This window comes from Psychrobacter sp. Arc9 (assembly GCF_041431295.1).
In the GTDB taxonomy this organism is placed as follows: Bacteria; Pseudomonadota; Gammaproteobacteria; order Pseudomonadales; family Moraxellaceae; genus Psychrobacter.
In genome coordinates this window covers 120,251-146,687 of record NZ_JASMRK010000001.1, presented here as the reverse complement: position 1 = coordinate 146,687, position 26,437 = coordinate 120,251, and the positions used below count along the sequence as shown (strand labels likewise).

The window sequence follows — 26,437 nt, the reverse complement described above, 5'->3', positions numbered from 1 at the left end:
CAAAACATGAAACGATTACAACACCGTACCAAACGTAATGCAGCTGTTTCTGCAACCAGTATTAAGGCTCATGTATTGTCAGAGCGTATGAATAATTATCAAAATGTACTAACGACGCGCTGGCAAGGATTACCTCCCCGTGATCAGCTAGCATTAGCTATATTGTCTGTATTTCTGCTGTTGTTTATTGGCGGCTATGGTGGCTATAGCGTTCATCAAGCAGCGAGCGATAGTAAAAACGACTATCAGGAGCAAGTGGCGGATTATTTTTGGTTGCGTGCTCAAGCAGGTAATATTGATAGTAGTGCATTGAATACTGGGAATAACGCTACTGGAGAGTCTGATATGCCACCCGCTAGTCGTATCAATGCGCTGCTCAATAACTCAGGTATAGCAGATGCTCAGGTGGTTGCGACTGGTGATGCAGTGCAACTGAGCTTTACGCATCCTAGTCAAGCGGTTGTCAGCACTGCACTGGGTAAGCTTGAACAGCAAGGCTGGCAATTTACACAGCTATCTATACAGCAAGATCTGACCAATAAATCTATTCAGGTACAAGCAACGGTCACTTCTTAAAACGCATCATTTTGTGATAAAGATTTTAGATACTTATAATACTGTGTGTCTAGTACTCGACACTCAATCCTCGTCAGCAGAATACTGCTTTATCGTTGGTATCATTGAAAAGCCATTTATCCGGCTCCATTAAATAGTTAATCATATGACTATTGAACAAAAATATTACCAGTAAGGAAAACCTCACATAATGCGGGACAGTATGAGCAACGATAAGCGCCGTTCTTTAATTACTTATAACCACATCACTTATTTCTTATATGTGATCAGCTACTTTACCGCTGGTCTATTGTGGATTGTGCCGATTGTGATGAATTATGCCAAGCGCCACGATGCTGATGGTACGTGGTTAGCCACGCATTTCGATTGGCAAATCAAGACCTTTTGGTACAGTATCGTTTGGTTCGTCATTGGCATTATTTTGATTACCTTTGCACTAGGCGGCTTTGGCGTTAGCGTACTAGCGGATAGTGGCAATATTGCTATTGGTTCAATATTATTGGCCGGGCTTGGTTTACTGATTATGACCTTCACCTTTATCTGGCATTTATATCGCATTATACGTGGTTGGATTGCGTTGACTGATGGGCGTCCAGTACCGTAGACGTTTAAGAGTACCTTTGTGCTATGTTTTTAGCTTAGAAAGTGGCAATTTATCGTTATTTAGTAGAGATTCATCAGTATTGGTTACTGCTTAAATGTAGAAATTTAGCGACTGAAACTTTGCTCTTATTTCTGTTAAGCTGATATAATCGCTGCGCCCGATTTCATTCGCATTTTTTATTCACTATTTCTTCCAAGCAGGGTCTGCCATCACTATGTCTTATGCCTTACTTCGTCCTTTTTTGTTTAATATGGATCCCGAACACGCCCATGAGATGACACTATCTTTATTGGATAAAGCGCATAAAGCGCGTGTTTTAGGCTTGGCGTATGGTCAGTCAATGCAACCAACAGACTGTATGGGTTTGCAGTTTTCTAATCCAGTTGGTCTGGCAGCAGGCTTGGATAAAAACGGCGATTATATTGACGCGCTGGCTGAGCTAGGGTTTGGTTTTATAGAAGTAGGAACCGTCACGCCAAGACCGCAAGTAGGCAACGACAAGCCAAGGCTGTTTAGAATCAAGCAAGCAGACGCGATTATCAATCGTATGGGCTTTAACAATGAAGGCGTTGATTATCTGATCGACAATGTCAAACGCTGTAAATATAAAGGCAATATTGGTATTAATATTGGTAAAAATGCCGATACGCCAGTAGAGCAAGCCGCTGATGATTATGTGTATTGCTTAGAGCGTGTGTATCCGCATGCCTCATACATTACGGTCAACATCTCCTCGCCAAACACTAAAAACTTACGTGATTTGCAAAGTGGTGAAGCACTGACTCAGTTAATGGATACGATTAAAAATCGTCATAGTCAGCTGGCTACTGAATATGGTTTTTATGTCCCATTAGTGCTTAAAGTTGCTCCAGATTTAGAGCCATTACAAGTTGACTATATCTCGCAGCAATTAATAGACTTTGAAATTGATGGTTTGATTGCGACCAATACAACACTAAGCCGTGTAGGTGTCGAAGACTTGCGTGATGGCGACCAAATGGGCGGCTTATCTGGTCGTCCTGTGAGTCATATTAGTACTCAGATTTTGCAACAGTTCTCTGATCAGTTAGATGGTAAAGTCGCTTTGATAGGCGTAGGCGGTATCGATAGTGGTGCCAAAGCCGTCAAAAAAATCGAAGCAGGCGCAGACATGGTACAGCTCTATACGGGGCTTATTTATCGTGGTCCTGGACTGGTGCAGTCTTGCATACAGGCAATCGGTGGCTATTACGATGCCATGGAAAGCTAATCCAATAAATAAGGTAATAAGGCGTAGAGCATGAGTGGTTTAGATATTGTGATTGCTATTGTTGTCTTGATTGGCTTATGGCGCGGCTTTCAAGTAGGACTGATTAAAACAGTAATAGGCTTGGTAGGTTGGTTTATCGCCCTTATCGCTGCTACTAGGCTGGCAGGAGTAGTGTCGCCCCAATTGACGGGTATCGTACAAAACCCTGTGTTACAGATGGCTATGGCCTTTTTATTGGTAGTGATTGCCATATTAGCAATCATGCATCTGATGGCGTTTGTATTCTCAGGCGTGCTCAAAACCTTACGTTTGGGCGTCTTGGATAAAATGGCAGGCGGCGTACTGGGTGCTGCCAAAAACGTACTAATGGTCTTGGTTGTACTGAGCGTCAGTGCGCCATTGCTAGTACAGATGCCGCAGTGGCAAACCTCCGTACTAGCGCCAGAGCTAATGCCATATGCACCGATGGGCAAGGCGTTGGTATCAGATGTATTAGGCATGGCTTGGGATCAGGTCAATCAGTCATAATTGTTTAATTGCCTATTATTTTATCTGACTGTCTATTATTTTACTTCTTTTTATACTTCTAAATTTTTGCACGTGTCACTGATAATCAAACATAGGTTATCGAAAAATCTCGTTAAGTTTCTTACAATATCATCAGGTTAGCGGCGTGCGACAGTGAATGATTTTAGCAATATACTGTCGTTAATTTTGCCGTTATTGTCGTACTAATGTATGAGTCAAAATAGGATATAGCTATTATGTGTGGAGTCATTGGAGTTGCAGCTCACGAACCAGTCAATCAGATTCTTTATGACGGTTTGACGATGCTACAGCATCGCGGGCAAGATGCAGCAGGTATTGTCACTTTGCAAGATGGGCGACTCTATCTACGTAAAGAAAATGGCATGGTACGTGACGTATTTATGAATCGTCATATGATGAAACTGGTTGGTAAGTTCGGTATCGGTCACGTTCGTTACCCGACAGCTGGTACTTCTAGCAGCGCCGAAGCACAACCATTTTATGTCAACTCACCATATGGTATTACCCTTGCGCATAACGGTAACTTGACCAATGCTGAGAGTTTGGCCAAATCTTTGTATATCGAAGATCGTCGCCACCTTAATACTGACTCAGATTCTGAAGTACTGTTAAACGTACTAGCACATGAGATGCAGAATTTAGGCAAAACACATCCAACGGCTGATGATATCTTTGAAGCAGTAAAAGCCGTCTATAAACGCTGTGAAGGCGCTTATGGCGTTGTCGCTCTGATCACTGGTCATGGCTTACTTGCATTCCGTGATCCAAACGGTATCCGTCCACTTATCTTTGGTAAGCGTATGGCACCGAATGGCGGCACTGAGTATATGGTTGCCTCTGAATCAGTTGCATTGACAGGTTCTGGCTTCACTATCGTTCGTGATGTAAAACCAGGCGAAGCAATTTTCATTGATTTGAACCATAAGCTACATACGCATCAGTGCGTAGAGCAAAAAGAATACACGCCTTGTATCTTTGAATATGTTTACTTTGCTCGTCCAGATTCGATTATGGACAACATCTCAGTTTACAAATCACGCCTACGCATGGGTGAAAAACTGGCAGATAAAATCCTTGCTGAATGGGGTGAGGATCATGATATCGACGTGGTCATTCCAATTCCAGATACGTCGCGTACTTCAGCAATGGAGCTGGCGCTAAAAATGAACGTCAAGTACCGTGAAGGGTTTATGAAAAACCGCTACATCGGTCGTACGTTTATTATGCCAGGTCAGCAGCAGCGTAAAAAATCAGTTCGCCAGAAACTCAGCGCTGTGCCGTTAGAGTTCAAAGGCAAAAACGTCCTATTGGTTGATGATTCTATCGTTCGTGGTACGACCTGTCATGAAATTATTCAAATGGCACGAGATGCTGGTGCTAACAAGGTGTTTTTTGCCAGTGCTGCGCCACCAGTGAAATTTCCAAACGTATACGGTATTGATATGCCCGTACGTAGCGAGCTTATTGCCTCAGGCAATAGCGTTGAAGAAGTACGTGATATCATCGGCGCAGATCGTTTGATCTTCCAAGATTTGGATGATTTGATTGACGCAGTAAAAGATACCAAACATAGCCGAGTGGAAGGCTTTGACTGTGCGGTATTTAACGGCTGCTATATCACTGGCCAAATTAATGAAGCGTATCTTGATCACCTGCAAGAGCAGCGTAATGATACGGCCAAAACCGGTAAAAAAGGCGTACAAATAGTGGCTGATACCCCAGTTGATATGATGGGTGTAGAAGAGCTTTAAGCTAAACTAAAGCCATTGTTTTCAGATAACAAAAAGCTAGATTCTAAATAGAATCTAGCTTTTTTATGTTTAAAATATCGCTAAGGGTACTGGCGTTTTATAAATGGTCGAAACAGTTTTAGCCTAGAAAACTGCTAAATAACCAAAATAAACCATTGATTGCTGCGATACCGACAACCATACTGACCAAAAGCTGACGGCTGATATGATAGATAAACAATACCAAAATAAGTGCACCGACTTGTGCCATTAATAGATGTAGTTCGGTATCGCTTAAAGCAACAGTCATCGATATGTCTTGATAGGACAGGCTAGTCAAAATTAGCAGTACCATCACTGATAACGGTAAGCTCTCATTTAACCGATGTAGCCAAGGTGTATCCAGCAGCTTTCTAGGTATCAGTGCTGGTAATGCACGAGTGATAAAGGTCACTGCTGCCATGGCAAGCGTAGCAAAAATAAGATAACTACTGGTCATAAGAGTCTCCCGTCTTTTGACGCTCTATCCAAAACCCACGTACCAAAATCATCAACATACAGATAGTGATGGCTACTAGTAGCAACCAGTCACTGGTAAATAGCGAAGCAATGATTAAGCCAAGCACGGCAATACCAATCGGGAAGTAGCGTTTGATACTTTGAAATTGCTCATAAGCAAGAATTGCAAACAGACAAACTAACGCAAAATCTAAATTTGGCACCAAATCACTGAGCGTACTACCAATCATTACGCCAACCGTACTCGCGAGCACCCACCAGCTTTGGTTAAATAGGCTGATAGGAAGTATCAGCGCTCGTCGCGACTCATTTGGTAAGCTGGTCATGATCGAAAAAGTCTCGTCGGTCAAAGCAAACAGACAATACGTCTTGGCCAGCTTATTTTTCGGTAAATACTGTAATAACGGCATACCATAGAATACATGACGTAGATTAATCGCGGCAATATTGGTGGCGATATTGCCAATCGGTAAGCCAGCGCTTAGCATCGGCAGACAAGCATACTGAGCTGCACCAGCATAGAGAACGATACTGAGCATAATCGTTGCCCATATCGGGATACCTGCCACCTGTGCGAGTACACCAAAGGCAATACCGGCAGGCAGATATCCCATAGCAACTGGCAAGCTTTTTTTAAAGCCGTCAGCCCAGTGGTAGCGGTTTTCAGGTTGATGACTTAATTCATTTGAATGAGTATTCACACGATATCCTAAATTTTTCTCATGATATTTTTATAAATCTATCGATATAAAAATTATTGATTCAAACGGTATTGCTGCAAAATTAAAAAATGAAAAACGAGCTTAATAAAGATGCTCTATCGAAAATTGATAGAGCAAACATAGTATAAAATCAACTAAGCTTCAGGTTGTAGCTTCTCATAACTGCCAGTCTGATTGGCACGGTACAAAAACCCACCTAGAATAACTAGTCTCAATAATAATAGACACCACACGCTAAGCCAAATACCAGTCATATCCCATTGCTGATAGAGCAACCAGCTTAACGGAAAGAAAATAGCAGCCAGTATCAGCGCCGCATTACGGATCACGCTACCAGCCGTCAAGCCGAAAAATATCCCATCCAACCAATAGGCACCAACGCCGACAAGAGGCAATAATACGGCATATAAATGGTAGTCATAGGCGAGGGCAAATACCGACTCAATATTGGTCATAAATCCCAAATACGTAGGCATTGCAAGCCACCAAATGGCGCTTAACATGATAGCAAGGCCATAACTAACCACGCCTGTACGCTTTATGATAATACGAAACCGTGGCCAATCGCGACGTCCTGCAGCTTGTCCACTTAACGTTTCAGCAGAAACAGCGACGCCATCTAAAGCGAAGGCAGATATGCTTAATACTTGCAATAAAATAGCGTTAGCAGCCAGTATGACATCTCCGCTTTGCGCAGACAGTCGAGTAATCCAAGCAAAGCTTAGCGTTAAGATAAGAGTGCGTACAAAGATATCTTTGTTTAAAGAAAATAGCCTAAGCATCTTTTCTTTCGTAAAATACTGTCGATCCGCTTTGAATAATACAGACCACGATATTTTTAGATGTTGGCGGCTCAACCACAGTGCCATCAGTATTCCAAACCAAAATGCAATAGTCGTTCCCAGTGCGACACCAGCTAATCCCATCTGCATTGCAAATACAAAAAACAAGGTCAGTACGATATTAAGTACGGCAATAAAGCCCTGTTGATAAAGCATATAACGGGTCTTACCTTGTCCTGCAAACCAACCAATAAATGCAAAATTCATCAGCTCTGCGATCACGCCCCAAAAGCGTACGTCTAAGTAGGTTTTCGCTGCGCGTCCACTCTCAGGATTGGCTGATAGTGCTTGTAAGCCAAAATCAATCAGCCAGGGCTTTGCCAGTAGCAATATTGCTCCAATAACAAACGCCAATAGTAACGCGCGTTGTAAGATAGACAGCAAAGGCGTGGGCACTGATACAGCCGATGTATTGCTAGTATTATTCGCCAGCTGTCCCAATGCCTGTGCAGCAAGCCCAGATGATGCATACTGCAAAAAGTTAAAGCTAACAAGCAATAGCGACAGCAGTTGTATGGCTAGACCCATACCAGCAAGTTTCGCCGTGTCATTCATATTACCTACAATGGCCGTATCAATAACGCTCTGCAATGGCATAGCCAAATTGGCCAGTAGCACAGGCAATGCAATCGCGACAATACGCTTATAGCTTGTGTCAATAGGTGGCATCGCGTGAGAAGTTGCGGAATTAGCTGACATGGGTGACTCGTTTATACGTGAACGATAAAGAGGTGTGTTCGTTAAATGATAATAGACTCGTAAGGCAATACATCTAATATGAGAGACAAAATAGCTATAAAGACAAAAGCACCTAGACTCATTATTCATGAGTCAGGTGCTCTTATTTAAACGTTGTAGCTGTACAATCAGTAGGTCTATAAAGACTAATGACACGCTAGTTCAACGTATCAATCCATCTAATATACCTTACTAAACGTTGTCTTGCTCAAACATTTTTGGATCATTAAAAGTAACGATTTCTTCTTCAAACTCTGGTTTTACTTTCACGATAAAGTCATCACGCGACAGACCCATGCGCAGCGGAATCGAGCTGGCGATATAAGTCGATGAGTAAGTACCCGCAAGCAAACCAATAAACAGAGCTACTGAGAACCAGTATAATCCATCACCGCCCAAGAATAGCATAGCCAATACGACCAATAGAACAGTTGAGATGGTCATAATCGTGCGTCGTAGCGTCTCGGTCAATGACAAATCAATCGTCTGTTCTGGCGTAATTCCGCGAACACGGCGGAAGTTTTCACGAATACGGTCATAGACAACGATGGTATCGTTCAATGAATAACCAATCAATGCCAATACCGCAGCCAATACCGTCAAATCAAACGGGAAGCCAAACAATGCAAATACACCGATGGTTACGACAGCATCATGGAATAGTGACAGTACTGCACCTAGGGACAGTTTGAACTGGAAACGTAGGGCAACATAGCCAAGCATACAAACCAGTGCCAATACCAATGCCATGACTGAGTTTAAATAAACCTCATTACCAACTTGGCTACCGATGATATTCACGTTGCTAATTGTAGCGGTGTTGCTAGGTAGGGCCAATGCTTGCGTCAGATTTGCACTTAGCCCATCGACGTTATCAGACTGAGGCGGTAGACGTACGAGTAGCTCTTCACGAGTACCTAGATACTGTACAACCGCATCATCGAAACCATTGTCTGCCAGCGCTTGTACAACAGCAACTTGCTCAACAGGCTGCTCATAGCGAACGTCTGCTGAGACACCACCAGTAAAATCAAGACCTAAGTTCAGACCGTTTACCGCGATAGCAATGATACTACCGATCACCATAAACAAAGATAGTAATGCCATTGGCTTTTCTATCTTCATAAATGGAATAATACGCTGGTTACCAACCGCTTTGATCCCACCTTCAGCAACAGCTGCGGCATCATCAGCGGCGTCACCTGATATTACGTCAGAATCAATAGCGGTAGACAGCGCTTGACTGTCTTTGGCATTTTGACCTTTACCACCGCGACGACTAGGGCTTTTGCCTGACTTTGCGGTAGTAGGGTTATTGGTTTTAGTATTGCTACCTTTACCATCACGACGCGGTTTGTTACGGCGACGCGTACTTGCATTAGTCGTCTCACCGTTTGAGCCATTTCGATCAGGATTATTCTGCTGTTCTAAAGGGTTGTTATTATCGATCGCCATAATGTTCTCCTAACCGATGCTCAGACTTTTGATGGATTTACGCTTACCATAAGCAATTTGTACCAGTGCACGTGTCACCAAAATTGCAGTGAATAGCGAGCTGACAATACCAATAGCTAGCGTAATCGCAAAGCCTTTAATCGGACCAGTACCAATCGCAAATAGGATAAACGCGACCAATAAGGTTGTAATGTTGGCATCAAAAATACTGCTAAATGCGCGATCAAAACCTGCCACAATGGCTGACTTTGGCCGGACACCATTGGCAATCTCTTCTCGTATTCGCTCAAAAATCAGTACGTTGGCATCAACTGCCATACCGATGGTTAAAACGATACCTGCGATACCAGGTAGGGTAAGTGATGAACCCAAAATTGACATAATCGCAATGATAATAATAACGTTAACGGCTAGCGCAACGTTGGCAATCACACCAAACAGACGATAGAAGATAATCATAAACGCGAAGACTAATAGATAGCCGACCTGCGTAGAGAACAACCCTTTATCAATGTTTTCTTGACCGAGTGATGGACCGATAGTGCGCTCTTCTACAAAGTACATCGGTGCGGCAAGTGCGCCTGAACGTAGCAATAGCGCAAGCTCAGCTGCTTCAGCACTACTATCTAGACCAGTAATACGGAATGATGAACCCAATACCGCTTGAATGTTGGCGCGGTTGATGACCTTTGTTTCAGCGTAAGGTGTGCGTACTTCAGTTGTCTCACCAGTCGCTGGATCTTCTTCGTAAGTGATTCTTTGTTTGTTTTCAATGAACAATACAGCCATCTGTTGACCAACCGCTGTACGAGTGGCGTTCTGCATGAGCTTACCGCCAGCACTATCCAAGGTAATACTTACTTCAGGTAGACCGCTTTCATCCAAGCCAGTTTGCGCGTTGGTTACTTTGTCCCCGGTAACGATCGCTTGACGATCTAACAATACAGGCGGGCCATCGAGTGTTTCGAATGGGAATGCCTCTGTGCCCGCTGGTGGTATGCCACCAGTATAGGTATCGGCATCTTCTGCCACCATACGGAACTCAAGGTTTGCAGTACGACCAAGTACACGTTTTGCTTCAGCAGTATCTTGTACACCAGGTAGCTCAACAACGATACGGCTAGCACCTTGCGACTGTACCAAAGCTTCGGTAACACCCAACTCAGCAATACGGTTACGTAAAGTCGTCAAGTTCTGATTGACCGCGTAGCTATTGATTTCGTCAAGTGTCGCATCGTTATACGATAAGACCAATGCAGGTCCTTGATCATCAATAGAAGACTGCAAGTTAAACGTATTGCTCATCGAGCCTTGCAATACGTTCTGTGCACGGTTACGAGTGTCAGTATCAGCAAAATGCAATACCACGCCGCGATCTTCGGTTTTGATACCTTTGATTGCTACTCGCTCAGCACGTAGCTCACGTCGCATATCGCGACTGGCACTGGTCAAACGCTGTTCAAGCGCCTTGTCCATATCGACTTCGAGTACAAAGCGTACACCACCACGCAAATCGAGACCAAGCTTCATCGGTCTTGCACCAATATCGCGTAGCCACTGCGGGGTAGTCTGTGCTAGGTTAAGGGCAACGACATAGTCTTCGCCCAAGTTTTGACGTAGCACTTCTTGCGCTTTTAGCTGATCGACTGGGTTGTTGAGGCGTACCAGCGCGCTGTTTCCCTCAAACGTACCATCGTGGTTATCTAGACCTGCCTCTTCGAGTAAGCTTTGAGACTCGGTTAAGATGCCTTCAGATAGCTGAGTTCCTGCGGCTGCGCTCGTAATCTGCACAGCAGGTTCGTCAGGATAAAGGTTGGGGGCAGCATATAGACCGGCAACGAGTAGCACGACGGCAATTAGTAAGTATTTCCAAGCGGGATATTGCATAATCACTTCTTTAAGTTGATAAACGACTGGCGACGTAGGCCACAAGTTAGCAGATGGGAAGTTAGCGATAGCAACGGTCGAGTGCTATGTTCAGCAGCCGTCATCATGCACCATTGCGATCATCCGCGATGATAGTAACGCATAAAACAGTAAAGCAAATAATACAGATGTCTGTTTATCTGGTCACCAAAAATCATATGGCTGACTTGGATAAAGATAGGACATCTAAACAGTAAGCCTAATTTATATAGCAATTTTACCTTACTGTGTTAATAGTGAAAAATGACCGTAAATTATATACGGTCATTTTTTAGTCATTACATTCATTAATGTGACGACTATTGAATGTTCACTAATAAAAACCAGTGAACATTCTCATTAGACGCTTTCGATCGTGCCAGCAGGCAATACTGAAATAACAGAAGCACGTTGTACTTTCACGTCAGTATTGTTGTTTAGGCTCACAACGGCATAATCGCCTTCGATTGCTTTGATACGACCCATTAAGCCACCAGCAAAAATGATTTCACTACCAACGGTCAATGCGTTAACCATGGCACGGTGCTCTTTGGTACGCTTAGACTGCGGGCGAATGACCAAGAAGTAAAAAATCGCAAAAAACGCAACAGGCAGTAAAATCTGACCGAATAGACCTGCAGCACCTGCAGTCTCTGGTGCAGCATGGGCAGCTTGAATAAATAAGCTCATAATATCTCTCAGTAAGTCATAGACAATAATAAAATTAGACGCATAGTAACAAAAAATCCCAGACTTGGTAACTGTTAATCATAGGCTGAGCGTGTTTTTCTTAGCGTAAGGCATACTATCAGCCAATGGGTAGGACAACAATGTTTTTACTATATTCAGATAATCTATATAAAGCCTCAGGCTAAATAGCTGTCATGAATTGGCTAGTAAAGATGTCGTCATACAACCGTTAATAGTAGGGCAATAAAAGTCATCAAAAAACAAAAACTTAAAAATGGTGACTTATTGTGAAATGGTATCATCAATGCTACTATCAAATGGCAATGATTGCCTGCATTTAGTATGCTACGTATTGAACCATAATACGTCTTATTGAAGCATAGTATGGCTTTGAAATAGCGATTAAATCGGCTTTGAGTAACTATTTATACGATAGACAGATGTCTTTTATTACTTTGTTAATGATAATCTGAAAATCAATATAAATTGCTCATGACATTATCTTTCTTTTACTCTTTTTAGGTTACCTAACTTGTTCACCACTTTTATGTTTGTACCTCGTTTATGTCGTCCGCGCGCTCATCGTAAAGACGCATCTGCAGAACCTCCCCCGAGAATGACTACTAGTTCTCGATTTGGTTATACTTCTTTTTCAGTACTATCTGCATTGGCAATTCTTATGCTACCGCAGGCAGTGTGGGCAGCTGGTGCTGTATCAACATCCAGCGAGGCGGCAGCACCAACTGCGCTTAGCGTTTCTTTATTGATATTTTTTGTCTTACTCGCTATTGGCGTTTCTTTTGTCTGTTCATTAGCAGAGTCTGTTTTGCTGAGCATGACGCCATCGTTTATTGCGGATGTACAAGAAACCAGTCCCAAAAAAGCAGAAATGCTTAAAAGCCTCAAAGTGGACAATATTGACCAGTCACTAGCTGCTATTTTAACCTTAAATACCGTTGCCCATACACTTGGCTCTATCGGTGCGGGTGCACAGGCTACGATTGTCTTTGGTAGTGCGTGGTTTGGTCTGTTTTCGGCGCTCATGACGCTTGCTATCTTATTCTTGTCTGAGATTATCCCAAAAACACTAGGTACGGTTTACTGGCGTCAGCTAAGTGGCTTGGTTGCTTATTTCGTTCGTGGCATTATCATGCTGCTATACCCGTTAATTTGGTTCTCAGAGCGTCTGACGAAACTATTGGTACGCGGTAAAGAGCCGCAAACCTTTAGCCGCCGTGAGTTTGCTGCTCTTGCTAGTATCGGTGAAGAATCAGGACAAATTGACCCACTAGAGTCGCGTATCATTCGTAACTTGCTCGCATTTGGCGCTATTAAAGTAGAAGACATCATGACACCGCGCTCGGTGATGCTCGCATTCGAAGAGAATAAAACCGTCGCTGAGCTATTGGTTGATCGTCCAAAGCTAACGTTTTCTCGCTTGCCAATCTATGATGGTGACTTGGATAACATTACAGGCTTTGTCCTAAAAACGGACATGCTACTGGCTAAAGTTAATCATGCTATGCACAAGCCGTTGACGCAGTTTCAACGAGACATCACTTTTGTTTTCTCTAAAATGAAGCTGTTTGACTTGTTAGAGTTGATGCTAAAAAACCGTATTCATATTGCGATTACAGTCGGTGAATATGGTGAAGTTAAAGGACTTGTCACGTTAGAAGATGTATTTGAGACATTGTTGGGTCTTGAGATTGTTGATGAGATAGACCGTGTCGAAGACATGCAGGCCTTGGCTCGTCAGATGATGGACAGACGGGTAGAGCGTTTGGGTATGAAGCTCAGCGATGATGAGCAATATGAAGACAGTAACAACGAACCTAAGTCCTAACGAAGCCTTAACTATGCCCTAATGAAGCCAAGCCAAACTCTAACGTTAATAGCTTAACCATAAGTATTGATGGTTCTAAAGATTGATGGTTTAAAAATGGTCAGCTCATTATGGGCTGACTATCAAGCTAGAGCCACAAAGTATATAGTTATTATGGCTAGAATCTGCAGTATAAATGCTTATGGATATTTGATTTGATAGCCTGTGTTTTTATTCGCAATAATTACACAGGGTGTCACATGGCTGTGAGAATTCGATGATAGGCTCGGCATATGATATGAGTATACTTATATAGATATATCTATACAGACACACTGCCAAAATAAATGATAAAAGAGCGTTAATCGTCACTATATGACACTAACGAAAAAAATATCGCTAAGGATTATCATGAAAAAATTATTGGGAAATAGGCTATTAGCTCTATTGGTGAAAAGCGCCAGCATCACTGCAATCGTAGCAGTAGCCAGCACCATCAGTATCAATGCACAAGCGGCAACTATGACCGAAGATTTGGTACAGAACTATGCCGCCGCAATGAAAGCATCAGCGAATAGCCAAAGTATCAATCAGGTATCGCGCCTAGTATCGGACGACGCGCTTATTTCTTTATCTAGAAAAGGAAAGTCTACCAGTTTAGATAAAGATGCGTACTTAAAGTTGCTTCAAAACAGCTGGAATGATACGTCTAATTATCGCTATGATATTTCGGTAGACAACGTAGTTATTACTGGTTCACAAGCCAAAGCCAATGTGACGACAAATGAGAGCTGGGTAAAAAATGGTCAGCAAGTATCATTTGTCACCACATCTCGTGTGACCTTGACCTTGTCTACTGGTAATGCAGTGCTCTTGCGCGCAGTATCACAGGTGGCTATTAATTAAGTCGCCATTAATCAAGCAAGACTCAAAAATATAATGGGTCATATAAGCGATAGCTGATTGAGCTAGCTGCGATTTCGACCTATAAAAAGTCTTAGCTGGCTAACAATAGTCATTACTTAGTTTTATAGGCTACTTGAGCGTCTATTATTATCTTTTATATTAGGCTAGTCTTTGCTTTACATTGCATACTATACTATCCATCAACTTTATCTTATTAATTTCTGTCGTTAGGAAACCTCCAATATCATGTCTACTGTGCTATCACACTCTCGCTCATTTATTGCGTTGCCATTGACGCTTGCGGTATCCACTTTACTGATTAGTGCGTGTAGCAATACATCAGCGGTAAAAAACAAAGGTGCGACCAATAGCTCATCTGTCATTACCAAAAGTCCTGCCAGTCAAGGGGCTAATACAGGTAGTGCAGACTACTCAACTGCGTTTTTAGATGCAGAGAGTTTGGATGAGTTGGCTGACTTGTTAGAAGCCACTGACATGACCATGGTAGAAGGTAACCAGCTTGCTATTCAGCAATATGGTGATTTGTGGAATCGTTTACGTGCAGGCTATCGCATGAATGGTGGTAAGCCAATCTATAATCAGCGTATTGAAGGTCAAAAAAGCTGGTTTACCAGTAGACAGGATTATCTCAATCGCCTAACTGCACGTGCCAGTCGTTATATCTATCATACGGTACGAGAGGCAGAGCGTCGCAATATCCCAACAGAGCTTGCCTTGTTACCAGTTATCGAGAGCTCTTACGATCCAAGTGGTACGAGTAGTGCGGCAGCCGCGGGCTTATGGCAGTTTATTCCAAGTACGGGCCGTATTTATGGCTTGAACCAAAGCAGTACTTATGATGGTCGCCGTGATGTTATTGAATCGACACGTGCTGCCTATGACTTTTTGACAGCACTGCACAACCAGTTCGGTAGTTGGGAGCTAGCATTGGCTGCTTATAACGCTGGCCCTGGCCGTGTACAGAAAGCAATCGATGCCAACGCAGCGCGCGGACTGCCAACAGACTATTGGTCACTTCAACTACCGACTGAAACGATGAACTATGTGCCGCGTTTCTTAGCCGTAGCCGAAATCGTCGCTAAACCTGAGCAGTATGGTGTGTATCTACCAGCTATCGCTAACCGTCAGCATTTCCGCAGTGTACCTGTTAACTATGGTGTGAGCTTGGCGGAAGTGTCGCAGTTAACTGGCGTTAGCTATGATGAGCTAGAGCGTCTAAATACTGCACTGACATCAGGCCGCGTTGACTCTTCAGGTCCGCAGCGTGTCATTATTCCAAATGACGTCAGTCTCAATGCCGATGCCAAATTAAGTGGGCTCAGAGGTAATGGTACAGGTAATGTGCTTGCATCAAGCAACGCAGGTAGCTCAAGCACGACAGCGACTACGCCAAGCTACAATAACAAACCATATACTGCCTCATCACTGCCGTCTACTGGTAGCGCATTGGCTGATTATGCCGCTAGTGCAAGTGTACCTCAGCAGACCACCAGCTATATCTCACCGTCTGCGACACCGACTAGCAGCTCGGTATACAGTGGTAATTCCTCAGCTCGCACTGAGCCACCACTGACCACCGCAGAGACTAACAAGATCAATGCTGAGCTTAAGAGCAGTAACAGCTTACCGACCACCTCAGCTCAGATTACTCAGAATAATACGATTGTCCAAGAGCCACCGCTTAGCAAAGAAGAGCGTGATTTTATTGCTAATCAAATCCGTAGAAACACTTCTGAGACCAATGTCATCAATGCTGACGGCAATATTAATCTATCAGCCGTACAGACACAGCAGTCTATCTTAGAAGCGAGTGGTGCAGAGAAAAAACTTAGCTTTGCCAAAACCTCGGTAAGTAAGCCAAAACCACAAGGCGCACGTACCACTTATACGGTAAAACGTGGCGATACGCTCTCGAACATTGCGAGTCGAGCAGGGGTTAGCTGGCGTGATATCGCAGAATGGAACCAGATAGATGCTAGTGCCAATCTGCTCTCTGGCAGTACGTTATATCTATATAATGCCAAGAATATTGAGCCATTAAGCACTGCTAATAACGCCGCCGCTAGTCAGCCTGACAGTTACGTCGTACAAGGCGGTGATACGCTTATCGGTACGGCCAATCGTTTTGGCTTATCGGTCACTCAGCTAGCCAGCTACAATAATCTGAGCAGCCGTGCTGATTTGCTCAGAGGTCAAAAATTATGGCTCATACCGGGTAAAGTGACTGCACCTGCGACAACACCTGCCGCTCCTTCTACCAAGCCGAGTAAATCAAGCACTGCGACCAAGAATTATAAAGTAAAAGCAGGGGACGGATTAATTGCATTGGCACGTCAATTCAATGTGTCGACAGATACTTTAGCCAGCCTCAACGGCATCAACAGCACAAGTTCGCTATATGTTGGTCAGACACTTAAAGTGCCAGCCAGTGTTGATTTCGATGTTGCAAGTACGACAAGTACTAGCAGTAGTAACAGCTCAAGCTCGGTCGCGACCACCAATTACAAAGTAAAATCAGGTGATACGCTGATTGGTATTGCGAATAGCATCGGAGTGAGTGCAACGGAGCTGGCTGCAGTAAATAGCAATTTTGATGCGAAAGCTCGCCTGCAACGTGGTCAAACGATTAAAGTTCCTGCTACTAAAGAATTGGTCGACCGTCAATTGAATGATAAAGCGGTCAGCTATAAAGTAAAATCAGGTGATACCTTAACGGGTGTCGCTAAACGTTACAATATTGGCTTAAGTGATTTGGCATCAGCAAATAACTTAAATACCAATTCGAATCTGATACTGGGCCGTACTATCACTATTCCTGCGAGCGGCAGTGTGGCTAGTGCATCTAGTAGCAGCAGTCAAAGCAGCAGCTCTGCTAATAGTAACAGTAGTAGCTCAGCAAGCAGTGGTACGAAATTAGGTAATACTGAAAGCTACAAAGTAAAATCTGGCGATGGCCTAATTGCTCTAGCACGTCAGTTTGGTATATCGGTAGAGGACTTGGCGGCGACCAATGATTTAGCGACCAATGCTCAGCTACAACGCGGCCAAACGCTTAAAGTACCAAAAGCGACAGTAAGCTATACGGTTGGCTCGGGTGATAGCTTGATTGGTCTAGCACGCAAATATGGTGTCTCAACACAAGAGCTGGCTGATATGAACAATATCGCCGCTGATACGATGTTGCAGCGTGGTCAGCGTCTGACTGTACCTAATCGTTAATGAATAAAATATTAATGGATACCGTTTACATAAGACGTCATTAATATTAACTATGAATCGTATCGCACAAAAAAGCTGCTCTCTATAAGAGCAGCTTTTTTTATTCAATAAAAATGACTTACTGTTAGAAGTTAGCTTACAAACCGCCTAGTAATATCTAAAAATTAGACAGTCTGAGTTTTAATAGTCTCAAGATAGCTTCTGATATTACTGACATAATGCATAGCTTGACCATAACGGCTATTCGACGCTCTATTATCTGCTAAATAAGCATAGACGTTCGCCCAGCTCTTATCATCGATACCCTGAGCTCGTAGTTCACGTTGGATTCTTTTTACCGCATTGGGACCCATGTTATAACCTGCAAGGGCAAACCAGATACGGTCAGTTTTTGGCACATCAGAGAAGTCCGCTTTCACTTGCTCTAGATAGCGTGCACCGCCACCAATGCTTTGGTACGGATCGACACGGTCTGAGACGCCCATCGCTTTTGCAGTGTTATTGGTCAGCATCATTAATCCGCGTACACCAGTCGGCGACACAGCGTTGGCATCAAGATGCGACTCTTGATAACCCATCGCGACCAGCAATTCCCAATCGTGATTATAATTGCGTGCTTGCTCTTCAAACGAAGATTGATAGTCCGGTAACTTTTCCGTCAACGTTCTCTGGAAATGATCCTGACTATAGGCATCTTTAAGCAAGTTTTGATTGTAGAACGCAGCAAGTTTTTGTGTGTTTTTTAGCTTGATGCTATCGCACAAAAAGTAACTGGCCTTTCTTGATAGTGGATCATTGGATGAGCTAAACGTCCAACTTACTTTAGGGTGTAGACCGTTCTTAGTCAGACTAGAATCATAACCACAGCTGACATTGATAGACGATAGGTTCAACTGGCTTTTTAGCTTGGTGCTAGCCGTAGTCAACGCCATGTCAGCATTGCCTGTTCTTAGTGCTTTTAGTGCCGCTTCTTCACTGGCATAGGCTTTTAGATTGATATCGACACCGAGCTCGTCGGCATAAGTGCGCACCAGATCAAACCCAAAACCATGTTGGAAGCCATCAGTAGCAAAGTAAGTGCTATCGCCAGGCACCGCAGCAATGGTCAAGGTATTTTCCAGCATGACATTGTCATAGGCTGGTACCGATGTGTTCATGGTCGTCAAACTCTCAGCGGGCAACGAGAGTAGAGCGATGCTAGAGATTTGTGCCAGCTTCTTGGTTCTGGCAAAATGATTAGACGCAATAGGGGTAACGGATGAAACGATGTTACTTTTGGTGTTCAGTAGGCGTTTAGATGGACGCAGTAAATAAGAAATACGGCGTTTGGCCCCTTGCGCAGATACTTTTACACGATAAGTAATACGCTGCATGGATGTCTCCTGATTTTAGCCATCCTTCTTACCGCAAAAACACGTATAAATATATGTGCATAATATTGACATATATCGATATCGTATCTTAAATAGAGTGGCATTTTTAATAGAACAAATGCCACTCTATCTTGTTTGACTATAGCGCCACTAGCGTACTCTCTCTAAGAGTTAGTGGGATAGTTTGTCGTCAGCCAGCTATCGATATGTCATAAAAGCGTTCTAAACAGTGTTCATAAGTACTGGTTTAAAATACTGAACGCACAACGACGCGAAGGATATAAATCAGATGATTCCTTCATCGATAACTAAATATGGCTAGTGGCCAAACAACTATATATCAAACATAGGTAAGGTCATGATTAAGTTATTGAGACAAAGACATAGCTTGAAACATTGATGTAAGGTTTTGCCAATGAGGCAAATACATTCAACTGTTTTAACTATGCTAACTTTGATGGCTGGCTATACTTTGAATCACTAATATTAAGTTACTAGTAATAGGATAGCTGGCTACTAAAGTTGTTTGTCCAGCAATGAGGGTAAGTAAAATAACCAGAATTGATAGTTTATAGCTGTCTATCAAACTGACTATGTCATACCGTCATCGCGACACCAAAAATAAAAAAATACCATGCTGCTAACATACATAGTGCAAACATAGTATTTCGATGGGTAGCGGTTTAAAATCTTATCGCTGATATAGCATGATAAAGTTTTAAACAACTACCAACATTATTTTAGTGCCATAACCGGAAGCTGTAATAATGGGAAGTTTCATGACAAAACGTTCTTTCTTACGGGTAGTAATATGCGGTTACTAATTGCATTATTCAAGTGGAGTTAAGAAAAAAGCGATAAAACTTAACAATTGAGATATAAACGGTTAATTTTCCAGATATTTGGTACATAATAATCAAAAATAGAATAACAAAGTTTAAATAGTAGTCAAACTAGACTTTATGCTTATGGTGTGACTATAGCATTAGCAAGTCTAGTTTGGCTTTTAAATTATCATTTCCTTTATAAGTTTTTCTCTATCAATGACAACCGTTTAAAATGGCTTTTTAAGTGGCTAGTTTATGCTGGGTTTTTGATATCGATAAAGGTAACTGGCAGACCAAATTTTTGAGCGACTATCTCTCCTAATGCTTGAATACCGCCACATTCTGTCGCATGATGACCACAAGCAAAATAGTCAATCCCAAGCTCACGCGCGCTATGTGTGGTACGCTCAGATATCTCACCAGAGATAAATGCATCACAGCCCATGCTAGCCGCTTGCTCAATCATATCCTGCGCACCGCCCGTACATATACCCACACGTTCGATCAGCCTACCATTTTTCTGAGTAGGAGAGTCTGCATGATACTCAGCTGAAATATGTAATGGCGCGCGGCCTAAAGCTTGAGTAATGGTGGCAATGAGATCGTCAGTACTTTGCGGTGTGCAAGTAGCGATATTGCCCACAGGATGGGACTCGGTAGGATAGAGCGCACCAGTAATCGTCATGCCGAGTACGTCAGCAAGTTTTGCGTTGTTGCCAGAGATTGGGTGTGAGTCAAGCGGTAGATGATAGCCAATCATAGAGATACCGTGTTGCATCAGCTTGCGCACGCGTCGACCTTTCATCCCAGTAAGCGGTGCAGGTTCGCCTTTCCAGAAGTATCCATGATGCACCATAATTGCATCGGCATTGTCAGCGATCGCAGCATCAATTAGGGCTTCACAAGCCGTGACACCAGTGACGATACGCTGAATTGGTCGTCCGCCATCTACTTGTAGACCGTTTGGTGCGTAGTCTTTAAACGCACTAGTAGATAAGTAGTCGTCACAGAACTGTGTCAATGCCTGAGCGCTAATGCTTTGAGTATTGGATTCAGCTGTCGTATGATTTGCAGTCATTATGTTTTCCTGTCATCAATAAAATGTATGTCGTAAGGTGCTGTAGATTAACTAAGCAAAAATTATGTATTATCTGTCATGTTTGAGAGTGTTTGGTTTTGGACTTCTCGCTTTATGTTCAATTCTCGAAATGTTGAAGTGTCGAGCATCGTAAAAGCTATTTTAACATGCCGTTGTAAGCAAGCAGACAAGCTGGATAACTGAAATGGTACACGATACGTTACTATTTACTGGTATTGCGGTTATAATTTATATACGTGAGTCTGCCTAGCTGTATAGCATTTGACCATCTGATGAATGGGTCAACACTAGCTAAGCGGTCGCCATTATCTCACATCGTTTTTCACTGTCTGTTTGCAATAAATTTATAGAGGTTTTATATGTCGTCATCCCGGAACACCAATAACAAGGCGTCTTTATTAAAATGGTTACCTTGGGTCTTATTGCTGCTAGTGTTGGCAGCGTTTATCTGGTTGTTCACGAGTATGAAGTCGACGTCAGAGGCCACATGGGAGCCGCCGAGAACCCCGCCTGCGGAGCAGCAAGCAGCAGAGCCAGTGTCGGACACGCCAGCGCCTATCTCTTCTTATCATAATGCAGTGGCGCGTGCGTCGCAGTCTGTAGTCAATATCTATACGACGCAAACGATGACCGAGCATCCTTATATGGATGATCCCGTACTGCGCCGGTTTTTTGAGTATCATGGTGGCCCATCACAAGAGCAGGGCAATACCAATTTAGGCTCTGGTGTGATCGTATCAGAAGATGGCTATATCGTGACCAATGCCCACGTAATCGAAAAGGCCGATGAGATCACAGTCGCGTTCAATGATGGTCGTAAGAGCCGTGCCAGAATCATCGGTACAGATCCTGATAGTGACCTAGCTGTGATTAAAGTCGATATGACTGGATTGACGCCACTTGGCTTCCGTGAAGATCCGATTCGTGTGGGTGATTTGGCTCTAGCGATTGGTAACCCATTTGGTGTGGGTCAGACAGTGACGCAGGGGATTATTTCAGCGACTGGACGTACTGGACTGGGTGTCAATAAATTCGAAGACTTTATCCAGACTGATGCCGCTATCAATCCGGGTAACTCAGGCGGTGCGTTGGTCGATGCTCGTGGTGAGTTGGTCGGTATCAATACCGTTATATTCTCGCGCTCTGGTGGTTCGATGGGTATTGGCTTTGCCATTCCGACGGCACTGGTTGAGCAAGTGATGAATGCTTTGATTAAAGACGGCCGTGTAAGTCGTGGCTGGCTAGGTATCGAGATCCAGTCACAGCTACGTGATCCAACGCAATTAGAGACGTCAACAGGTGTAGAAGTACTAAACGTCATTGATAACAGTCCAGCGGCGAAAAGTGGTCTACGTGTCGGTGATATCGTCCTAACCATCGATGATGTCGAGATGACAGATGCCAATACGTTGATTCAGTATGTTGCCCGTAAGCCACCAAACACTGAGCTAGATGCGCAAATATTGCGTCAAGGTAAAAACGCCCAAGTAAAAATCACCCTAGAAGAGCGTCCAGCACAAGAACCACTTGAGCGTCCTGTCGTACTGCAAAATGAGAGTATGGGCGGCATGGGAGAGCCAAGCATCCAAGGTGATGAAGAAACGCCGATGATGTCAAAGGCAGAGCGTGATCGTATGCGCGAAGAGCTGATGAAACTGTTTGAGCAAGATACCGCAACGCAGTAAGTCGTAGGTTCTTCTTACCACTATGTGCTGGCTCATAACGTGTTTATGGGACAGCACACTGATGTAGCTAATAGCATAAAAAAGCGCGTTCCTTATCTAAAGGAGCGCGCTTTTTGTTGGAGCTGATTTTTCTAAATTTTAAAGGCTAGCTTTATCTATACCTAACCCTGCTATAACTTCTCAATAGGGTCATGATTGATATAGATGACACCTTGCACACGGCAACAGCAGGGCAGGATCTCATCTTCTTCAATCATCGCCAGTGGGTCAAATGGATAATCGACCGTATGCGAGCTAGCAATACGTTTGACTCGGCAACTACCACAGTAGCCCTCGCGGCATTGATAGTTTACCTCGTGTCCGGTGCGTAGCAGTCCATCTAGCAGACTCTCGTCATCATGTAGATAGAACTGCTTTTTACTGGTCATTACCCAAGTCATCGTTAATCCTATTGGGATATGTCTGTGCTACTGCTATCCCTACTATTAACCCATAAGACGATTACAGCGATAGAAATTTTATAACTTCAAATTTCTACCGCTCAAACCTTTATAGCTCAAAGCTCTTATAATGTAGATTCTTATAACGCAAAGCTCTTACAATTCAAAGTCATCAAAATCACTGTCTGATAAGTCAGAGTCAATCTGACCAACCAAGTACGAGCTAATCTCAGTCTCTTGCGGTGCTACTTGCACATTGTCAGACGACAACCACGTGTTGATCCACGGGATTGGGTTTGATTTTGAATTCGGGAACGCCGCTGGCAAGCCGACCGTTTCCATACGCAAGTTGGTGATGTATTCGATATATTGGCAAAGGATGTCTTTGTTTAGACCAATCATCGAGCCATCTTTGAATAGATAGCCTGCCCATTCTTTTTCTTGCTCAGCAGCCTTGCGGAAAATCTCAATGCTTTCCTCATAGCATTCTGCGGCAATCTCGACCATCTCAGGATCGTCACGACCGTTGCGCATGAGATTTAGCATATGCTGCGTACCCGTCAAATGCAGCGCTTCGTCACGAGCGATGAGCTTGATGATTTTGGCATTACCTTCCATCAATTTACGCTCAGCAAAGGCAAACGAGCAAGCAAAAGACACATAGAAACGAATCGCTTCTAGGACGTTGACCGCCATGATGCATAGATACATTTGCTTTTTCAGCGATCGCAAATCAACGGTCACTTCCTCACCATTGATATTATGCGTACCTGGACCGTACAGGCTATATAGCTGTGAGTTGCGATACAGCTCATCATAATACTGGGCGATATCAGAGGCACGGCCTAAGATGTGCTCGTTTTGCATAATGTCATCAAAGATAATATTTGGGTCATTGACGATATTACGAATGATATGCGTATAGCTGCGTGAGTGAATGGTCTCAGAGAACGACCATGTCTCAATCCACGTCTCAAGCTCAGGGATAGACACCAGCGGCAGTAGCACCACGTTTGGACTACGACCTTGGATAGAGTCGAGTAGGGTCTGGTACTTAAGATTGCTCAAAAATATGTGCTGCTCATGCGAGGACAGATTACTAAAGTCGATACGGTCTTTTGATACATCGACTTCTTCTGGACGCCAAAAGAACGATAGCTGCTTTTCTATCAATTGCTCAAAGATCGGGTGTTTTTGTTGGTCATAGCGCGCCACGTTGACGGGCTGACCAAAGAACATCGGCTCTTTTAGCGCATTGTTTGGCGTTTGAGAAAAAATCGAGTAAGTCATGGGACTGCCTTTATAATTGATACGGTTATTAATTTATAGGGGTTTGACTGGTTTTGATTTGATGTTATGACACGTTTTTGGATTATAGCGTTTTAGCTTAGAGGTTCTCTAGTGATATCTGTGACGACTCTTGCCCATCGTTCATATAGGCTTTGAATATCTCGCTCAGCTCACTATCATCGAGTGCCTCTAATTCATCAAGTGCGCTTTTGCGTAGGGTACTTACATCAGACGCTTCTGCTGCTATTTTTAAGTCCTTTTTAGCCGCTCTCGTTACTGGTTTTTTGGCTGATTTTGCCACGCTTTTTTTGGCGACGGCTGCCTTTGGTGCTTCATCCACACCTAACTGCTGACGCACCTCTGCAATATCAACCTCGACTTGTACGATATGCGAGCCACCATCGTTTAGGTCTGAAAATACGTTTGGGATAAACAAACCACCGTCTTTGATGATTGCGGTATAGTGCACATGACCTCCGTTATTTTTATTGCTGCTTACGTGTTTTCGTTAGGGTTGACGCGTCGCCAGACTGTCGTATACCTTGTTGTTTTCTCTTTTACCGACTGCCAATACATAAACTACCACCACGTCATCTTTGACGGTATATACCAAACGATACCCTATGGTGCGTAATTTAATTTTATAAGTATCTGTATGTCCAGAGAGTTTTGACGCAGGCACATGAGGGTTGGATAGTCGCTGCTGTAATTTTTTCTTAAATTGCTGCTGGATACTTGGCGCTATCTTTTTCCATTCTTTTAACGCTAACGGGTGAAACTCAAGACTATAAGTCATCTAACGTGACCTTTATCGGTGTTTGCCCATCATTCATCCGTGCGTTTACGGTTTGGCTGAGTGCCATATCATCCATCGCTTCCATCATGCGCTCAAACACGTCTGATGAGACCAAGTAAGCCACGGGTTTGTTGTGGTTTAAAATAGCAATTGACTCACCATCTGATTGTTTGATCAAGGCAGAAGGATTGTTTTTTAGCTCTGAGATACTGGCTGTTTGTGTCGCAAATATCGGTTGCATGACTCATTCTCCATTAAAATTACGCTCTAAATATAGGGCTAATTTTAGCATGAAAATTAGGTCTTATTTGTTATTGTATTAAATTTAAATATTTGCGGTAGCCAATCCCGCCTACCGCTTGTATCTGCCTAGCCGCTAGCGTGCAGTCTATCGTGTCTGACCGCATTCCTGTTGTCTCGATACTGCATTCAGCCACAGACTTGAGGAGGGAAAAAGCAAAGCACTGCTTTGCCCCGACGCAAGAGAAAATCTATGATTTTCTGAGAGCCATAGTCGTCAGCAGGATACGCTATAGTCGCGGCTAAACGACCTCGTTATAGTATTGATGGTCTTTCTAATTAAATCTGCTACTTAAGTGATTATATAAATGTTGCAATGCCAGTTTACTTCCGGAGTAGTATCCTGCTAATAGATTTTCCAACACATAACTTTCAATTTTATAATCTAGTCTAGGTTTATCGTAATGAACTTCTAGCGAGTCCATTGCCATTTTTTCTCTGCTTTCTAAACTTTCTGTTAGAGATGTAGATTTTAACGAACTCTTTCTACGAACATGTTGTATAAAAGCAAGCTCCGAAAAAATCCATGGTGATTTTAACGATTCTTGATTTTCAATACCATTTTTTACTGATATAGAGTTCGGTGTACCTAAGAATAGGAAAATCTCACATCTATCTATCATTTTATGTAAAGCGGTATTCAGCATCATATATGCATGAGATGTTGAATGATTTCTCTTATTATAATCATACATACTATCGTCGAAATTACGACAATACTGGTCATCTATAACTTTTAATAAATCAAACGCATTGCCCCAAATACATGAATCAATGAAAACTTTCAAACCTTTCCTTTCCAAAGCAATTGCTAGTCTTATAGCTTTATCAGCATCGCTATGCGAGTGAGATAAAAATATATCAACGTCATCATCAGGGAATAAATATTTTTGTATTTCACTACCATCTAAACTACTACCATCAATTAGTAAATAATCCTTTAAATCATTTAAAGCTTCTTTTTTTCGAGATTTATATAACGTTACATCAAAATCATTAATATTTTCAGGTGGATTAAAAAGATGAAAGTCTGTGACTTCTATACTTCTATACATAGTATTTCTCTCATAGTTGTTA

Annotated in this window: 23 protein-coding genes; 9 read left to right on the top strand and 14 right to left on the bottom strand. The window is 43.0% G+C overall.

Annotation, left to right across the window (positions count from 1 at the left end; translation table 11 throughout):
• Nucleotides 1–6: 6 nt before the first annotated feature.
• The 5 genes from gspM (at nucleotide 7) to purF (ending at nucleotide 4,729) form a co-directional block, all read left to right on the top strand.
• Nucleotides 7–576: a type II secretion system protein GspM gene (gspM, locus tag QO187_RS00580; RefSeq protein ID WP_101205377.1), complete on the top strand. Its 570-nt coding sequence runs from the start codon at nucleotides 7–9 to the stop codon at nucleotides 574–576.
• A gap of 202 nt (nucleotides 577–778) precedes the next feature.
• A complete protein-coding gene (locus QO187_RS00575) occupies nucleotides 779–1,180 on the top strand; it encodes a hypothetical protein (protein ID WP_227522930.1) in 402 nt (133 codons plus the stop codon).
• A gap of 214 nt (nucleotides 1,181–1,394) precedes the next feature.
• Nucleotides 1,395–2,429 carry a quinone-dependent dihydroorotate dehydrogenase gene (locus QO187_RS00570; protein WP_057759514.1) on the top strand — a complete coding sequence of 345 codons (1,035 nt, stop codon included), beginning with the start codon at nucleotides 1,395–1,397 and terminating at the stop codon, nucleotides 2,427–2,429.
• A gap of 30 nt (nucleotides 2,430–2,459) precedes the next feature.
• Nucleotides 2,460–2,957 carry a CvpA family protein gene (locus tag QO187_RS00565; RefSeq protein ID WP_101205375.1) on the top strand — a complete coding sequence of 166 codons (498 nt, stop codon included), beginning with the start codon at nucleotides 2,460–2,462 and terminating at the stop codon, nucleotides 2,955–2,957.
• Between the two features lie 236 nt (nucleotides 2,958–3,193).
• The gene (purF, locus tag QO187_RS00560; protein ID WP_101205374.1) at nucleotides 3,194–4,729 is read left to right on the top strand and encodes an amidophosphoribosyltransferase; all 1,536 of its coding nucleotides are present in this window, start codon (nucleotides 3,194–3,196) and stop codon (nucleotides 4,727–4,729) included.
• Nucleotides 4,730–4,847: 118 nt separating this feature from the next.
• Here the strand turns inward: purF and QO187_RS00555 are convergent, their stop codons facing one another.
• The 6 genes from QO187_RS00555 to yajC form a co-directional block, all read right to left on the bottom strand.
• The gene (locus QO187_RS00555) at nucleotides 4,848–5,207 is read right to left on the bottom strand and encodes an AzlD domain-containing protein (RefSeq protein ID WP_101205373.1); all 360 of its coding nucleotides are present in this window, start codon (nucleotides 5,205–5,207) and stop codon (nucleotides 4,848–4,850) included.
• Entirely contained in the window at nucleotides 5,197–5,928 is a 732-nt protein-coding gene (locus QO187_RS00550) for an AzlC family ABC transporter permease (protein ID WP_101205372.1), read from the bottom strand. Before QO187_RS00550 ends, QO187_RS00555 begins: the two co-directional genes overlap by 11 nt.
• 155 nt (nucleotides 5,929–6,083) lie before the next feature.
• Nucleotides 6,084–7,490, bottom strand: a complete 1,407-nt coding sequence (locus QO187_RS00545; RefSeq protein ID WP_182176705.1) for an MATE family efflux transporter — start codon at nucleotides 7,488–7,490, stop codon at nucleotides 6,084–6,086.
• A 231-nt stretch (nucleotides 7,491–7,721) separates the two neighbouring features.
• Nucleotides 7,722–8,984 (bottom strand): protein translocase subunit SecF, encoded by a 1,263-nt coding sequence (gene secF / locus QO187_RS00540; RefSeq protein ID WP_101205371.1) that lies wholly within the window; start codon nucleotides 8,982–8,984, stop codon nucleotides 7,722–7,724.
• A 9-nt stretch (nucleotides 8,985–8,993) separates the two neighbouring features.
• A complete protein-coding gene (gene secD / locus QO187_RS00535; protein ID WP_101205370.1) occupies nucleotides 8,994–10,871 on the bottom strand; it encodes a protein translocase subunit SecD in 1,878 nt (625 codons plus the stop codon).
• A 378-nt stretch (nucleotides 10,872–11,249) separates the two neighbouring features.
• On the bottom strand, nucleotides 11,250–11,579 hold the full coding sequence (yajC, locus tag QO187_RS00530; protein ID WP_057759529.1) for a preprotein translocase subunit YajC: 330 nt from the start codon (nucleotides 11,577–11,579) through the stop codon (nucleotides 11,250–11,252).
• A gap of 547 nt (nucleotides 11,580–12,126) precedes the next feature.
• Here yajC and QO187_RS00525 point away from each other — a divergent pair.
• The 3 genes from QO187_RS00525 (at nucleotide 12,127) to QO187_RS00515 (ending at nucleotide 17,550) form a co-directional block, all read left to right on the top strand.
• On the top strand, nucleotides 12,127–13,425 hold the full coding sequence (locus QO187_RS00525; RefSeq protein WP_101205369.1) for a CNNM domain-containing protein: 1,299 nt from the start codon (nucleotides 12,127–12,129) through the stop codon (nucleotides 13,423–13,425).
• Nucleotides 13,426–13,815: 390 nt separating this feature from the next.
• Complete coding sequence (locus QO187_RS00520; RefSeq protein ID WP_101205368.1) at nucleotides 13,816–14,310, top strand: hypothetical protein; 495 nt, start codon at nucleotides 13,816–13,818, stop codon at nucleotides 14,308–14,310.
• A gap of 246 nt (nucleotides 14,311–14,556) precedes the next feature.
• Nucleotides 14,557–17,550 (top strand): LysM peptidoglycan-binding domain-containing protein, encoded by a 2,994-nt coding sequence (locus QO187_RS00515; protein WP_101205367.1) that lies wholly within the window; start codon nucleotides 14,557–14,559, stop codon nucleotides 17,548–17,550.
• A gap of 164 nt (nucleotides 17,551–17,714) precedes the next feature.
• Here the strand turns inward: QO187_RS00515 and QO187_RS00510 are convergent, their stop codons facing one another.
• Together QO187_RS00510 and QO187_RS00505 are read right to left on the bottom strand one after the other, a co-directional pair.
• On the bottom strand, nucleotides 17,715–18,923 hold the full coding sequence (locus QO187_RS00510) for a transglycosylase SLT domain-containing protein (RefSeq protein ID WP_101205366.1): 1,209 nt from the start codon (nucleotides 18,921–18,923) through the stop codon (nucleotides 17,715–17,717).
• Between the two features lie 1,080 nt (nucleotides 18,924–20,003).
• Nucleotides 20,004–20,828: a Nif3-like dinuclear metal center hexameric protein gene (locus QO187_RS00505; protein ID WP_101205365.1), complete on the bottom strand. Its 825-nt coding sequence runs from the start codon at nucleotides 20,826–20,828 to the stop codon at nucleotides 20,004–20,006.
• A 380-nt stretch (nucleotides 20,829–21,208) separates the two neighbouring features.
• On the opposite strand from QO187_RS00505, the gene QO187_RS00500 reads away from it, so the two are divergent.
• Entirely contained in the window at nucleotides 21,209–22,534 is a 1,326-nt protein-coding gene (locus tag QO187_RS00500) for a S1C family serine protease (RefSeq protein WP_101205364.1), read from the top strand.
• Nucleotides 22,535–22,704: 170 nt separating this feature from the next.
• On the opposite strand, the gene yfaE is transcribed toward QO187_RS00500, so the two are convergent.
• The 6 genes from yfaE to QO187_RS00470 all read right to left on the bottom strand — a co-directional run bounded on the left by yfaE (nucleotide 22,705) and on the right by QO187_RS00470 (nucleotide 26,415).
• Nucleotides 22,705–22,974, bottom strand: coding sequence for a class I ribonucleotide reductase maintenance protein YfaE (yfaE, locus tag QO187_RS00495; protein WP_101205363.1), 270 nt, complete (start codon nucleotides 22,972–22,974; stop codon nucleotides 22,705–22,707).
• Between the two features lie 156 nt (nucleotides 22,975–23,130).
• Nucleotides 23,131–24,264, bottom strand: a complete 1,134-nt coding sequence (gene nrdB / locus QO187_RS00490) for a class Ia ribonucleoside-diphosphate reductase subunit beta (protein WP_371546631.1) — start codon at nucleotides 24,262–24,264, stop codon at nucleotides 23,131–23,133.
• 97 nt (nucleotides 24,265–24,361) lie between these two features.
• Nucleotides 24,362–24,733 carry a hypothetical protein gene (locus tag QO187_RS00485; protein WP_371546628.1) on the bottom strand — a complete coding sequence of 124 codons (372 nt, stop codon included), beginning with the start codon at nucleotides 24,731–24,733 and terminating at the stop codon, nucleotides 24,362–24,364.
• Between the two features lie 39 nt (nucleotides 24,734–24,772).
• A complete protein-coding gene (locus tag QO187_RS00480; protein ID WP_071001399.1) occupies nucleotides 24,773–25,060 on the bottom strand; it encodes a type II toxin-antitoxin system RelE/ParE family toxin in 288 nt (95 codons plus the stop codon).
• Nucleotides 25,050–25,301: a type II toxin-antitoxin system Phd/YefM family antitoxin gene (locus QO187_RS00475; RefSeq protein WP_075102948.1), complete on the bottom strand. Its 252-nt coding sequence runs from the start codon at nucleotides 25,299–25,301 to the stop codon at nucleotides 25,050–25,052. The genes QO187_RS00480 and QO187_RS00475 overlap by 11 nt, the downstream gene beginning before the upstream one ends.
• 334 nt (nucleotides 25,302–25,635) lie before the next feature.
• Entirely contained in the window at nucleotides 25,636–26,415 is a 780-nt protein-coding gene (locus QO187_RS00470; RefSeq protein ID WP_230709694.1) for a toll/interleukin-1 receptor domain-containing protein, read from the bottom strand.
• Between the last annotated feature and the right edge of the window lie 22 nt (nucleotides 26,416–26,437).